Raw genomic sequence first — 13574 nt, 5'->3', positions numbered from 1 at the left:
TCATTCGCCCGCTTTCAATCAGGAACAGCCATGACATCCCGACTCAAAGCCGTTCTCGTCGAGAAATTCAGCAACAGCTTCAGCGGCTATGACCTCGATACCGGCGAGCTGGCGTTGCGTGCGCAGCTGCCTGCCTATCCGCATGAATTCGTCGTCGATTCGCGCGGCGCGTTTGCCTACGTCGGGCACTACGGCGTGCAGACCTTCGCGCACGAGGGCGAGGGCGGACACGAGGTTTTCATCGTCGATCTGGCCAGCGGCGAGCACGTCGCCTCGCTCGATTGCGCGCCGCATGGGCGTATCCACGGCATTCAGATCGATCGGCGCGATCGTGTCTACGCGCTCTCAGAGCAGGACAACGTGCTGCTCGTCTTCGATGAGCCGACGCAACGCCGGACGCCTGCGCGCGTCGTTCCGTCGGGGGGTGTGAAGAGCCACTTGTTCGTCGTGAGCAAAGACGGCGAGAGCGCTTATATCACGCATTTGCAATCGCACACGGTCACGCTCGTCCACCCGTACGCGCCCGATCGAGAGCCGCTGGCGGCCCGTATCGGCGGACGTCCGGAAGGCTGCTGTCTGAGCCGCGACGAGACGATCCTTTACGCGGCGAGCCGGGACGATGCGACGCTCTCGATGCTCGACGCGCGCACGATGGAAGTCCTCAAAACCGTGGCGACGGGCGAGGACCCGACGCGCATCTATCTGGCGCGCGACAACCGCTTGTTCGTGACGAACTACGGCGAGCGCAGCATCGGCGTCTACGACGCGCAAACGCTGCAAGAACTGCAGCGAGTCCCGACGGTGCACAAGCCGATCGCGCTGGCTTTTCACCCCGAGGCGCCGCTTGCATACATCCCGCTCAACGACAACAGCGTGGCCCGGCTCGATCTCGAGAGCCTGACGTTGTCTCACGCATTCGCAACCGGCAAGGAGCCCGATGGGCTCGTGGTACTGGCCGGATGACGCATCGCCGTTAAGCGGCCAGACCGAAACATATCAATACAACGCGCGAATTCCGCGCGCATGGAGACGAAACATGACGACGTTCGAAGGTGTCGGCGCCGCGAGTGCCGCAGGCGATATCGCCGTACCGCGCAGCCGCTGGCTCCGAGTCATACCGCCGATCCTGCTGACCTGCATCATTTCCTACATGGATCGGGTGAACATCGCATTCGGGATGCCGGGCGGCATGAGTGCCGATCTTGCGCTCGCCGCGAGTACGGTGGGGCTGGCCGGGGGCATCTTCTTTATCGGCTATCTGTTTCTGCAGATCCCAGGCGGGCGGCTGGCGGCGCTGGGGAGCGGCAAGCGCTTCATTGCGTGGTCGCTTGTTGCGTGGGCTCTGATTTCAGCGTTGACCGGCCTCGTCACGGAGGCGTGGCAGCTCTTGACGCTGCGCTTCGCACTCGGCGTTGCCGAGGGCGGGATGCTGCCCGTCGTGCTGACGATGGTCAGCCACTGGTTTCCCGATCATGAGCGTGGACGCGCCAATGCTGCCGTCATCATGTTCGTCCCGCTTGCCGGCATGATCACGGCGCCGTTATCGGGCGCGGTCCTGGCGGCATTCAACTGGCACTACCTCTTCTTTACCACCGCGCTGTTGTCGGTGCTCGCGCTGGTGTTTTGGCTGGCATTCGCGAGCGATGGCCCCGAAACGGCGCAGTGGCTGTCGGAGGCCGAGCGCGACTACATTCTGAATTCCAGGCTGGCCGAGCAAGAAGCGGCGCGCGGCAAGCACGGAGTTTCGGCCTCGTTCGCCGCGGTGCTCGGCGATCCGGCCATCTGGCGTCTGATCGCGCTCAACTTCTTCTATCAAATGGGTATCTATGGGTATACGCTCTGGCTGCCCACTATCCTGAAGAACCTGACGCATGGCGGCATGGGGCAGGTCGGCGCGCTCGCGATCCTTCCGTATCTGGGCACGATGGCCGGCATGTGGACGACTTCGCATCTGTCCGACCGGTTGGGCAAGCGCCGGGCCTTCGTAATCGGGCCGCTGCTGGGATTTGCGCTCTGTCTTTTCTTGTCCGTGCGCTTTCAGGCCAGTATCGGCTTGTCCTATGCGTTCCTGGTCGGCTGCGGCTTTTTCCTGCAGGCGGCGGCGGGCGTGTTCTGGACGATTCCGCCGAAGCTCTGCAACGCCGAGCAAGCGGGCGGCGCGCGTGGCCTCATCAACGCCCTCGGGAATCTCGGCGGCTTTTGTGGTCCGTATGCCGTCGGCGTGCTCATCCAGCACTACAGCGCCAACGTGGGGGTCTACTGCCTTGCCGTTGCGCTCGTCGTAGCGGCGACAATCGCGACCACGCTGCCTGCGCGCTGCGAGCATTGAACATGATGATGCCGTGACAAGCAACGTATCCAATGACGAAACGGAGCGCATCGACATCGTCGATGCGCATCACCATCTCTGGGATCTGTCGCGCGGCCATTACCCCTGGCTGCAGGAACACTACGATCCCGATGCATTCTTTCTAGGCGGGTATCAGTCGATTCGCCGCGATTTCCTTCCCGAAGACTATTGTGCTGCCGCGCGCGGTTGCCGCGTGGTAGCGACTGTCCACGTCGAGGCCGAGCGTGCGCGCGACCAACAGGTCGCCGAGACTGCCTGGCTACAGGCGATGTATGAAAAGCACGGCTTTCCGAATGCGGTCGTGGCGCACGTTTGGTTCGATCGCCCGGATACCGAGGAGCGCTTGCTCGAGCATCTCCGATACCAGCTCGTACGCGGAATACGCAGCAAGCCGGTGACGGCCTCTTCGCCGTCGAACATCGACAGCGTACGCGGGCGACCTGGATCGATGCAGGACGAGGCCTGGTTGCGCGGCTTCTCGCTGCTGGGCCGCCATGGTCTCAGCTGGGACCTCCGCGTTCCGGCATGGCATTTGCCGGAAGCGGCCGAGGTCGCACGCCTTTTTCCCGAGGTGCCCATCGTCCTCAATCATCATGGATTCGCCTGGGATCGCAGCGAAGAAGGGCTCGCGCGCTGGCGTGGCTGGATGGAAACGCTCGCACGTGAGCCGAACGTTCACGTCAAGCTATCGGAATTCGGATTGCGCGACCAAGCGTGGGACTGGCAGGCGAACGCCCGAATCGTGCGCGATACGATTGCGATCTTCGGGTGGGAGCGCTGCATGTTCGCCAGCAACTTCCCGGTTGCTGGCTTGCGTATCGGCTACCAACAGCTCGTCGACGGCATGCTGCGCATGCTTGCCGATTTGACGCCGTCGCAGCGCAGCGCGGTGATGGCCAAGAACGCATTGCGCTTCTACAGGATCGATCTTGCGCCCTTCCCGGATCCGATTGTCGGGATCGGCGACGCCTGAAATCCACTCTTCGCTCAGAACGAGGTCCGCAGTCCCGCCGTCATCGCCCACGGATCGAAGCCAGGTGTGACCTTCGCGGCGGTACTGTTGAGCAGCGCGAAGCCTTGCGTCGAATGGTTGTTGTTCAGAATCGTTGTCGCGAAGCTGTACAGTTGCGTGCGTTTCGACAGGTAGTACACGTAACCCACGTCGCATCCGATCGCGCGCGCATCGCCGTTCTCGATACGCCGCGACACGCCGACGTTGATGTCGCCATACCCGACGCGCACGCGCGCGTTGAGCAGCGCGGCGGATGCAAACCACCCGGTGCCGTCGGCACGCTTCGAATACACGAAATTCCCGCCCACCACCACGCGGCCGAAATCGTATGAGGCGGCTAGCACGTGCGTGAGCTGCTCAGATGCGTCGGATGCTGCCGCGCTCGCGTAATACTGATAGCGGTTGAAACCGTAGCCGACCAGCACGCCGTTCTTCGCATACTGGACGTTTGCGCCGACGTTGCGGCCGTTCAAGGTCTGCCCCGCTGGGTCCTGCGCGCCGAACGAATAACCGATCTCGCTCGACCAGCCGCCGAGCGTTTCCGGCGTCCGATAGCGCACCGCGTTCCGGTAGAACCCTCCCGTGCCGCTCGAGCCAAGCGTCGTCGTGTGTTCGAGCGACATGATCGCGGCCGGATTCGCGAGCCCGTATGTGCCGACGTCGGATGCGAGAAACACCCAGTAGATCGGCAGGTACAGATAGCCGGCGTCGACGCTGCCGAACGGCCCCGACAGCCCAACCGATGCGCCGCGATTGAACTCAGTCGCACCGCCGCCCACCCCGGTATAGATATTGAAGCCCGTTTCGAGCCGGAAGTTCGCGCGATAGCCGCCGCCGAGATCTTCCTTGCCGAGCAGCCCGAAGCGCGATGCCTGCAGGTTGCCGCTTGCCGCCGATGCCGTCGCGGCATTCGTGCTGTTGAAGCGGCCGTATTGCACGGCTGCATCGACGATGCCGTACATCGCCACCGTCGACTGCGCATGTGCGGTGTGGCCGGCGCAGGCGAGCGCGACGGCACCCGCCGTACGCAGGCCGGTTCTCAGACGGGGCGTGCAGCGAACGCGCCAACGCAATGCAAAGGCGCGGCGAACGGGGCGGATGGCGGCAGGACGGGAAGCGAGTCGGTTCATGACGGCGTTTCTGCGAGGCGAACGGAGTATGGGGTCAGCGGGTGAAGGAAACCGGGTGCGCAATGTCGGCGACCTGGATCGCGCGCGGAATGACGTTTGCTTGCCGGAACGTGTCGGCAACGCGTTGCTGCGCACCGAGTACGGTCGAATTGAGCGGCAAAAGACCGAACGCGGAACGGGCGAGATAGCGCTCGACGATGGGTTGCGGCACGCCGATCTCGCGAGCAATCAACTGCGCGGCGTCACCGCGATGACTGGTTGTCCATGCGTCGCCACGCGCGACCTGCGATAAAACGTCCGACAGCACCTCGGGGTGAGCCTTCGCGAAGTCCGGCGCACCGAGAAAGAAGCTGTACGGCTGAACGATGCCCGACGCATAGTCGGCGATCGTGCGCACGTCGAGCGTCTGCTGGACGACCGCGAGATACGGATCCCAAATGGCCCATGCGTCGACTTTGCCGCTTTCGAAGGCCGCACGTGCATCGGCCGGCGACAGGAACGCGGGCTTGATGTCCGCATAGGTCAGCCCCGCTTTTTCTAGCGCCGCGACGATCAGGTAGTTCGAACTCGACCCGCGAGCGAATGCAACCGTCCGCCCTTTCAGGTCGGCGACCGATTTCAGCGGCGAGCCGTCGAGCACAATGATGGCCTCATTGTGCGGGCCGGCCGGTTCGGCCGCCAGGTAGACGATCCGGCTGCCCGCCGCTTGCGCGAAGATCGGCGGCGGCGACCCCGTATAGCCAAGATCGATCGAGCCCGCATTCATTGCCTCGAGCAGCGGCGGCCCGGCCGGAAATTCGATCCAGGCGATGCCGAAGCCGCGTGCGGCGAGCGGCTTGTCGAGCGAGCGCTGCGCCTTCAGCAGCGTGAGCGGCGTGCCCTTCTGGTAGCCGATGTGCAGCGTGCGGCTGGTGTCAGCATGCGCTGCACCGGAAAACGGCGCGGCGAACGCGGCCACGGCGGCGGCCTGTGCACCGCGGAGAAAAGAACGGCGGGAGAACGTCATGATCGAAGTTTCCTTGTCAGATCGAATCAGTTGAGCGAACGCGAGCGCTACGCACGCACCGGCCGCTGCAGCCCAAGATGTTCGCGCAACGTGCGGCCGGTATAGGCGGTGCGGAACAGCCCGCGCCGCTGCAATTCGGGCACGACAAGCGAACAGAAAGCGTCGAGACCGCCCGGCAGTTCGGCCGGCATTACGTTGAAGCCGTCGGCCGCGTCGCTCTCGAACCACGTCTGCATCAGGTCCGCCACGGTTGTCGCGCTGCCGACCACCGTTACGTGCCCGCGCCCAGCCGCGATGCGCAGCACCAGTTCGCGAATCGTCAGGCGTTCGTCGCCAGCCAGCGCGGTGAGGAGTGCCTGACGGCTGCGCTGGCCGCTGTCCGTAAGTGGCAACTCGGGCAATGGGCCGTCGAGCGGATAGCCGGACAGGTCGAAGTTTCCGAGCATTCGCGCAAGCATCGCCACGCCCGCGACAGGATCGACGAGCGCCTGCAGCGCGTCGAAGCGCTCGCGCGCCTCGTCGTCGGTGCGCGCGACGACGACCGACAGGCCAGGCATGATCTTCAGGTCCCCGGGCGCACGGCCCGCAGCGACCGCTCGCGCCCTCATGTCGCGATAGAAAGCCTGAGCGGAGTCCAGTCGCGCGTGCGCGGTGAACACGACGTCGGCCGTTTGCGCGGCGAGGTCGCGCCCCGCGTCCGACGCGCCCGCCTGTACGACGACCGGCCATCCCTGCACCGGGCGCGGCACGTTGAGCGGCCCCGCGACCGAGAAATGTGGGCCGTCGTGATTGAGCACGCGCAGCGTCGCCACGTCGTAGTACGCGCCGCTCGCTTTGTCGCGCACGAAGCTGTCGTCGGCCCAGCTATCCCATAGGCCCGTCACGACCCGATGGAACTCCCGCGCGCGCGCATAGCGTTCGGCATGGCCGACGTGTTCGGTGCGGCCGAAGTTGCGTGCTTCGGCCGCGTTGTCGGACGTCACGAGATTCCAGCCGGCCCGCCCGCCGCTGATGTGGTCGAGCGACGCGAATTTGCGCGCTAGGTGATACGGCTCGTTGTAGGTCGTCGTGGCCGTCGCGATGAGGCCGATGCGTGCCGTGACCGCCGCGAGCGCGGGCAGCAGCGTTAGCGGATCGAGCCGATCCGAACGGGCCGCGCGCGCCGCGCTGTCGTCGACGTTCGCGGCGACGCTGTCCGCGAGGAAGATCGTGTCGAAGCACGCGCGCTCAGCCATGCTCGCCAGTGCCGCATACGCACGGAAATCCGTGCCGGCGTCGGCCTGCACGTCCGGATGCCGCCACGCGGCCACATGGTGTCCGGTCTCCATTAGAAAGGCCCCGAGGTGCATGAGGCGGGCAGCTGTCGTCATCCGATATCCTGTCGCGAAAGCGGCGCTGTTCCACTGAGCCGCATCGATTCACTGCTGGCGGCCTGGCATGGTTAGCGCTAACATGGCGAGCAGTTTCTCGTGGCGAAGTTATCGCGTCAAATGACGAAATCTGCGGAACTTATGTCCGATTCCACTAAAAGCGAGGCGCGGCCACGCCGTACCTCGGGCCGCCTGACATTGCGCGACGTGGCCGAGCACGTCGGCGTGTCGCAGATCAGCGTGTCGCGCTATTTCCAGGATCCCACGCGGCTGTCCGAGCCGTTGCGCGAGCGGATCGCCCGGGCGGTCGCCGAACTCGGCTACGTGCCGAATCTCGTCGCCGGCGGGCTCGCCTCGGCACGCAGCCGCGTCATTGGCATGGTCATTCCTAACATCTCGGGGCCGATCTTCGCGAACACGATCCAGAGCTTCAGCGACGCAGTCACCGCGCACGGTTACCAGCTGCTGCTCGCGTCGAGCTATTTCTCGACAGATCTCGAGGAGCATGCAGTGCGAGGACTGCTTGGCTGGTCGCCTGCGGCCCTCGTACTGACCTCGCATTTCCATTCGCCTGGTACGGAGGCGTTGATCGCGCAATCGCAGGTCCCGGTGATCGAGACATGGGACTTCCAGCCGCAGCGCAAGCCCCTGCAGATCGGCTTTTCGCACCAGGAAGCCGGACGCATCGCGGCACGTCATTTGATCGAGCGCGGCTACCAACACATCGCGTTCGTGCTGAACAGCGTTGCGGGCGATACGAGCGCGCTGGAGCGAGGCGATGGCTACGCGGCGACAATGCGCGAGCACGGCCGGAAACCGATCGTATTTTCGCCAAAGGAGGTCTCGCCGACGCACGCCGGGCGCGAAGCGCTGCTCGCGCTCCTGTCGGCACGCATCCCGGTCGATGCGATTGTTTTCGCGAACGACAATCTCGCCTTCGGCGCATTGCTTGCGGCACCGCGTGTCGGTATCCGTGTGCCGCAGCAATGCGCGATCGTGGGCTTCGGCGACTATCCATTGGCGGATATGGTAATGCCGAGCCTGACTACTGTGCGGCCGCCAGCACGGGAAATGGGCGAACTAGCCGCTGCAAGGATTTTTGCGCTGCAGGGTGACGATCCGCCGTCGATCGCAACGCTACGTCGCCGGCAGAAACCACTGTCCTGCGAGATCGTCGTACGTGAAAGCAGCTAGACCGTACTTCCCCATTCAGCGACCTCGCGGCGCGAGCCCCTCGAGTGGCGTCGCGACCGCGTCGGTAACCAAGGGCCGCTCAGGGTGAATGCGCAACACAGCGACGATTCCGATCAGCAGCATCGCGACGGAGCCCGCGAATGGGAGAGTCCAGCTTCCGGTCCGGTCCACGAGGAAGCCGAACAGGATCGGTGAGAGGATGCCTGCGACGGCTGAGCCTGCGTTCATCATGCCGCTCGCGATGCCGGCATGCGTGCGCGTGATGTCGCTCGGTACGGCCCAGATCGGTCCGATCGTCAACTCCAGAAACAGGAACGACCCGGACAAGCACAGCGCCACGCTGAATGTGGAATGGACGAACGCGAGCGGCACGAGAAACAGCAGCGCGCCGATGAAGCTCAGCACGATGACGCCCTGCCGGGCGAGGGCGAGGCGTCCCGTCCTGCGGTAGATTTGATCGCTCAACCAGCCGCCCAGCGTGTCTCCGACGACGCCGGCGAAAAAGACGCCGGATGCGAACAGCGCCGACGACTTGAGGTCGAGCCCTTTGCCGTGCAGAAAGAAGGTCGGCAGCCAGGTGAAGAAGAGCCACGCCGTCCAGCCATAGCAGAAGTAGACGAAGATGGTCGGCGCCATGCGCTTGACGAGCGGACCCCAAGGCGTCGGGCCTGACGGCGAGGCATCGTCGACGAGGGCCGTCGTCGACGCGTCCTGCGGATGCTCGCGAAACGAGAGACACCACCAGACAAGCCACACGGCCGTCACGGCGCCGAGCACATAGAAGGCCGCGCGCCACGAAAGCCATGCCATCAGCGCGGCGACGATCGGCGGCGTGATGGCGTTGCCGAGTCGGGAAAACGAATGCGTGAACCCCTGCACGATGCCGCGCTGTTCGCGCGAAAACCAGCGCGTCACCGCGCGGGCCTGGGCAGGCAGCGTCGCGCCCTCGCCGATACCGAGCAGCAGGCGCACCGCGAAGAGCAGACCCAGCGTGTGGACGAGGCCCGTAGCGAATGTCGAGATGACCCAGATCAGGCCGCAGCCGATCAGCGTCTTGCGCGCACCGAACCGGTCGGCGATCCATCCGCCCGCGACCTGACAGATGGCGTACGAGTAGGCGAACGCCGAGAACGCAACGCCGAGCCCGGTATTGCTCAAACCGAGCTCAGCCTTGATGGCGCCCGCGGCAGTCGCGAGATTGACGCGGTCCACGTAGAGGATGAACGAAAGCGCACAGAGTAGCAGCAGTGTGTGGCGCCGTTGTCGGCGATCGGTCGGCATGTCTCGCTCCATTGTTTTGCGGCGCCCCGTGACGTCGCTCTTTTTGTCCACATGAGTGTCTCGGGTCTCGGCTTCGCTCGATCGGCGAAAAGCGCGAAATCGAGGAGCCGCGACCCAAGCGCTAGCGTCGCGCGATGACGGAGCCGGTGTCTATTGAATCTTTTGGATAGGGCGATAACTTGCGCTTTTCACGTGACGCCTTAAGCCAGCCCTTCGGCCGCCGCCGCTCGCAACGTGTCGAACAGTAACGACATCGACGCCGACAGCGCGCGCCCGCGCCGCGTGACGATGCCGTAGGGACCGAGTTCGCGCGGCAGCCGCACGGGAAGTACCTTCAAGACGTCGAGCTGCGCGTAATACCCGGCGACTGAGGAGGGCAGCACGGCGATGAGGTCGCTCCCCGGCAACAGCGACGTGGTCATCAGGACGGCCGCTGTCTCTATCGTGCTCGGCGGCGGTGCGAGGCCCGCGTCGGCGAACGAGAGATCGACGAGCGTGCGCATCGGGCTCGGCCGCGGTTGCAAGATCCATGGAAACGCCACCAACTCCTCGAGCGACAGTTTGCGGCGCTTCAAGAGCGGATGATCGTGGCCCACCACGATGGCAAGCCCTTCGTCGCTGAGATGCTCGAATTCGAGCAGGCTGTTGTCCCACCCCTCCGGCACGCGGCCGAGAACGACGTCGACCTGATCGCGCTCGAGCATCGGCACCAGCACGTCGCTCGTATCGACCTGAACGCTGACGTCGAGCAGCGGATGATCGCGCTTGAGGCGGCGGATCACCTCGGCGAGCAGGACCGGCGTCGGAGCCATCACCGCACCGACCCTGACCTTGCCGACCTTGCCCGATTCGAGCGCGGCCAACTCGTCGCGAAGGCCCGCCATGTCCGAGAAGACGAGCTTGGCATAGCGCGTGGCGGCCGCGCCGAAGCGCGTCGGGCGCAAGCCGCGCACGTGGCGTTCGAACAAGGTCACGCCGAGCAGCGTTTCCATGTCGCGCAGCATCTTCGTGACGGCGGGCTGGGTCAGCGCCAGCACGTCGGCGGCCTGGCGCAGCGAGCCGCGTTCTTCGACCGCGATCAGCAGCCGGAGATGCTGCATTCTGAGGCGCCCTTGCAAGGTGCTGAATGGAGGAATCATGAGGTTCGAGCGGAGGGAGGCGCCAAAATGTAGGTATGAGAAAGAGTTATCGATAGATAGAAAAACGTCAATAGATTTGATCGCCTAGCTCACCCTATATTTCAACCGGCAATCACGAATCCACTCTGACGATTCCGAGGAGACATCCGATCATGAAGATCACCAAAGTGCGCGCACGCGTTTTCGAATGGAAGGGCAAGACGGTGCCGCCGCAGGCGCACTTTTGCTCCAATGCGATGGATCAGCTCTACGATCGCGGCGATTCGATGGGCACGTTCCGCTTTCACGGCTGGACCGTCGTGGAAGTCGAGACCGATACCGGGCTGGTCGGCCTCGGTAACGTCGCGCTCGCTCCGCGCATCGCGAAGGCGATCGTCGATCAATATCTCGCTCCGCTCGTCATCGGCCAAGACCCGTTCGACTACGAATACCTTTGGCAGCGCATGTATCGGTCGACGTTGGCGTGGGGCCGCAAGGGCATCGGCATGGCGGCCATCTCGGGCGTCGACATCGCGCTATGGGACTTGATGGGCAAGGCGACCGGCAAGCCCGTATTCAAGCTGCTCGGCGGGCGGACCAAGGAAAAGATTCCTTGCTATGCGTCGAAGCTCTACCGCACCGATCTCGGCGAAATGCAAAAGGAAGCCGCGAGCTATCTGGAGCAGGGCTTCAAGGCGTTCAAGATGCGCTTCGGCTACGGCCCGCGCGACGGCGTTGCAGGCGTGCGTGAAAACTTGAAGTCGGTGGAGGCCATTCGCGAGGTTGTAGGCTACGAGAATGACCTGATGCTCGAATGCTATATGGGCTGGAACCTCGAATACGCGAAGCGGATTCTGCCGAAGCTCGAAAAGTTCGAGCCGCGCTGGCTCGAAGAGCCGGTCATCGCCGACGATATCGACGGCTACGCCGAACTGAACCAGCTCACCTCGATTCCGATTTCGGGCGGCGAGCACGAATTCACGCTGCACGGCTTCAAGCAGTTGCTCGACAAGAAAGCCGTCAGCGTCGTTCAATACGACACGAACCGTGTGGGCGGAATCACGGCGGCACACAAGATCAATGCGTTGTGCGAAGCGTACAGCGTGCCTGTCATTCCGCATGCGGGGCAGATGCACAACTATCACCTGACGATGTCGACCCTCGCCTCCCCGATGTCGGAATACTTCCCGGTCCATGATGTCGAGGTCGGCAACGAGCTGTTCTACTACATCTTCAAGGGTGATCCACAACCGCAGAACGGCTTCCTCGATCTCGACGACAACTTACCGGGACTGGGGCTTTCCATCGACGACCGCTATCTCGATCAGTTTCAGATCATCGAATAGGGGCGTCTCGGGAATAGGGCGGGCGCGCCGCGGCGCCCTATCCGTTGATCGTCACGAGCTCGGCAAACTTTTGAATGTCGACGTTGCCGCCGCTGACGAGCACGCCTACCCGCTTGCCCTTGAGCGCGGCTCCCATGCGGCGGGCCGCGGCCAACCCCAGACATCCGGTAGGCTCGACGACGAGCTTCATGCGCGAGGCGAAAAAGCGCATGCATTCGACGAGCTCGGCGTCGCTTGCCGTCAGCACATCGTCGACATCGCGCCGGATGATCGGGAAGGTATGTTCGCCCAGATGCTGAGTCTGCGCTCCGTCGGCAATGGTCTTGGGTGTATCGATGTGGACGATCTTCCCGGACCGGAACGACTGCTGTCCGTCATCGCCTGCTTCGGGCTCGACGCCATAGAGCGTGCAATCGGGTGAAAGCGCGCGTGTCGAGAGCGCCGACCCGGACAGCAGGCCGCCGCCGCCCAGCGGTACGAAGAACGCATCGAGCGGCCCGACTTCTTCGAACAACTCCTTCGCAGCCGTGCCCTGACCGGCGATGACGTCCGGATGGTCGTAAGGCGGAATCAGCGTGAGGCCGTGCTTGTCCGCCAGCTCGCGACCGATCTGCTCTCTGTCGTCCTTGTAACGATCGTAGATCACCACATTGCCGCCATAGCCCTTCGTCGCCGCGACTTTGACGGCTGGGGCGTCGTGAGGCATGACGATCGTCGCGGGCATGCCGAGCAGTCGGGCCGAGAGGGCGACGGCCTGCGCGTGATTGCCCGAGGAAAACGCGACAACGCCGCGGCGACGCTGGCCTTCGTCGAATTTGGAGAGCGCGTTGAATGCGCCGCGGAACTTGAACGCCCCCATGCGTTGCAGGTTTTCGCACTTGAAGAATAGTTGCGCGCCGAGTTCCTCATTGATCGTTCGCGAGGTCAAGACCGGGGTGCGATGAGCAAAACCTTCGATTCGCTTGGCGGCGGCGACGACGTCGTCGAAGGCGGGCAGGGAAAGCGTGGTCATGGCAAGTTTTGTGTCCTGATCGGAAAGCGGAATTGCGCGCGGAGGAGCCGCGCATCATTCTAGCCCTTCGTCACACTCCTTACGCTTTGTCACCAGTTCGAGGTCAACACGTGTCTTCGGACACGCGTTAAACCGGCAGCGCTGAACTTCTTCAGCCGCCCAAAGAAAAGGAGTCACTCATGAAGACGATTTTCGCTGCTCTCGCTTCCGCATTGCTCGTGTCGACCGCTTTCGCGCAGACCGCCGCACCCGCACCGTCGACAGCTGCAAGCGCCGCTACTCAAGCCGGTCAGACAGACACGAAGGCCAGCACCGAAGTGCAAGCGGGTACCACGAAGACCGATGCGTCGAGCAATGAAGCCGGCACCGCGCCGAAGAAGGCGATTCACGGCGTGCACAGCAAGAAGAAGTCGGCCGAGCATGGCGCGAAGACGCAAGGGCACAAGCTGCAAAAGAAGGAGCAAAGCGCTGATAACGGCGCCGACAAGGCAAAGTCCGACGCCGGCAAGGAAACCGGCACGGCGCCCGTGAAGGCCGACGTCAAGACCGATGCTGCTGTAAAAGCGCAATAACATCGTTGGCCTTCGGCACGAACCAGCCCCTTGGCCACAAGAGCTGGGCGTGCTCCGTTCAGGGCGAGTCCGGGGACTCGCCCTTTTTCGCCATTGACCATCAACGTGAGTGAGCAACAAAGTAGGAGAAATGGCGTTTGGACTGCTTTACAGCTCAGGCCGGCCGCCTCGGTCCCTTCATTG

The 13574-nt window shown here is 63.8% G+C and carries 12 protein-coding genes; 6 read left to right on the top strand and 6 right to left on the bottom strand.

What is annotated here, in order from left to right; all coding sequences use genetic code 11:
* Window positions 1-30 precede the first annotated feature (30 nt).
* The 3 genes from C9I57_RS00690 to C9I57_RS00680 all read left to right on the top strand — a co-directional run bounded on the left by C9I57_RS00690 (window position 31) and on the right by C9I57_RS00680 (window position 3323).
* Window positions 31-963 (top strand): YncE family protein, encoded by a 933-nt coding sequence (locus C9I57_RS00690; protein ID WP_107148735.1) that lies wholly within the window; start codon window positions 31-33, stop codon window positions 961-963.
* A gap of 73 nt (window positions 964-1036) precedes the next feature.
* A complete protein-coding gene (locus C9I57_RS00685; protein WP_107149213.1) occupies window positions 1037-2329 on the top strand; it encodes an MFS transporter in 1293 nt (430 codons plus the stop codon).
* Between the two features lie 13 nt (window positions 2330-2342).
* Window positions 2343-3323 (top strand): amidohydrolase family protein, encoded by a 981-nt coding sequence (locus tag C9I57_RS00680; RefSeq protein WP_258187429.1) that lies wholly within the window; start codon window positions 2343-2345, stop codon window positions 3321-3323.
* Window positions 3324-3337: 14 nt separating this feature from the next.
* On the opposite strand, the gene C9I57_RS00675 is transcribed toward C9I57_RS00680, so the two are convergent.
* From C9I57_RS00675 to C9I57_RS00665, 3 genes are read right to left on the bottom strand one after another with little or no spacing between them, the layout of a single operon-like run.
* Complete coding sequence (locus C9I57_RS00675) at window positions 3338-4492, bottom strand: porin (protein WP_107148733.1); 1155 nt, start codon at window positions 4490-4492, stop codon at window positions 3338-3340.
* 34 nt (window positions 4493-4526) lie between these two features.
* Window positions 4527-5498 (bottom strand): aliphatic sulfonate ABC transporter substrate-binding protein, encoded by a 972-nt coding sequence (locus C9I57_RS00670; RefSeq protein WP_107148732.1) that lies wholly within the window; start codon window positions 5496-5498, stop codon window positions 4527-4529.
* A 47-nt stretch (window positions 5499-5545) separates the two neighbouring features.
* The gene (locus C9I57_RS00665) at window positions 5546-6868 is read right to left on the bottom strand and encodes an LLM class flavin-dependent oxidoreductase (RefSeq protein WP_107148731.1); all 1323 of its coding nucleotides are present in this window, start codon (window positions 6866-6868) and stop codon (window positions 5546-5548) included.
* Between the two features lie 141 nt (window positions 6869-7009).
* On the opposite strand from C9I57_RS00665, the gene C9I57_RS00660 reads away from it, so the two are divergent.
* On the top strand, window positions 7010-8062 hold the full coding sequence (locus tag C9I57_RS00660) for a LacI family DNA-binding transcriptional regulator (RefSeq protein WP_107148730.1): 1053 nt from the start codon (window positions 7010-7012) through the stop codon (window positions 8060-8062).
* Between the two features lie 15 nt (window positions 8063-8077).
* Here C9I57_RS00660 and C9I57_RS00655 read toward each other — a convergent pair whose 3' ends face one another.
* Together C9I57_RS00655 and C9I57_RS00650 are read right to left on the bottom strand one after the other, a co-directional pair.
* Window positions 8078-9343 carry an MFS transporter gene (locus C9I57_RS00655; protein ID WP_107149212.1) on the bottom strand — a complete coding sequence of 422 codons (1266 nt, stop codon included), beginning with the start codon at window positions 9341-9343 and terminating at the stop codon, window positions 8078-8080.
* A gap of 200 nt (window positions 9344-9543) precedes the next feature.
* Window positions 9544-10482, bottom strand: coding sequence for a LysR family transcriptional regulator (locus C9I57_RS00650; protein ID WP_107148729.1), 939 nt, complete (start codon window positions 10480-10482; stop codon window positions 9544-9546).
* Window positions 10483-10634: 152 nt separating this feature from the next.
* On the opposite strand from C9I57_RS00650, the gene C9I57_RS00645 reads away from it, so the two are divergent.
* Window positions 10635-11807 (top strand): L-rhamnonate dehydratase, encoded by a 1173-nt coding sequence (locus C9I57_RS00645; RefSeq protein ID WP_107148728.1) that lies wholly within the window; start codon window positions 10635-10637, stop codon window positions 11805-11807.
* Between the two features lie 37 nt (window positions 11808-11844).
* On the opposite strand, the gene C9I57_RS00640 is transcribed toward C9I57_RS00645, so the two are convergent.
* The gene (locus C9I57_RS00640) at window positions 11845-12819 is read right to left on the bottom strand and encodes a threo-3-hydroxy-L-aspartate ammonia-lyase (RefSeq protein ID WP_107148727.1); all 975 of its coding nucleotides are present in this window, start codon (window positions 12817-12819) and stop codon (window positions 11845-11847) included.
* A gap of 179 nt (window positions 12820-12998) precedes the next feature.
* On the opposite strand from C9I57_RS00640, the gene C9I57_RS00635 reads away from it, so the two are divergent.
* Window positions 12999-13391, top strand: coding sequence for a hypothetical protein (locus C9I57_RS00635; RefSeq protein WP_107148726.1), 393 nt, complete (start codon window positions 12999-13001; stop codon window positions 13389-13391).
* Window positions 13392-13574: the final 183 nt, after the last annotated feature.

Origin of the sequence: Trinickia symbiotica, assembly GCF_003028655.1 — a bacterium.
Lineage (GTDB): Bacteria > Pseudomonadota > Gammaproteobacteria > Burkholderiales > Burkholderiaceae > Trinickia > Trinickia symbiotica_A.
Note: the sequence above shows the minus strand (reverse complement) of the source record. Positions and strands in the feature narration are given on the sequence as shown.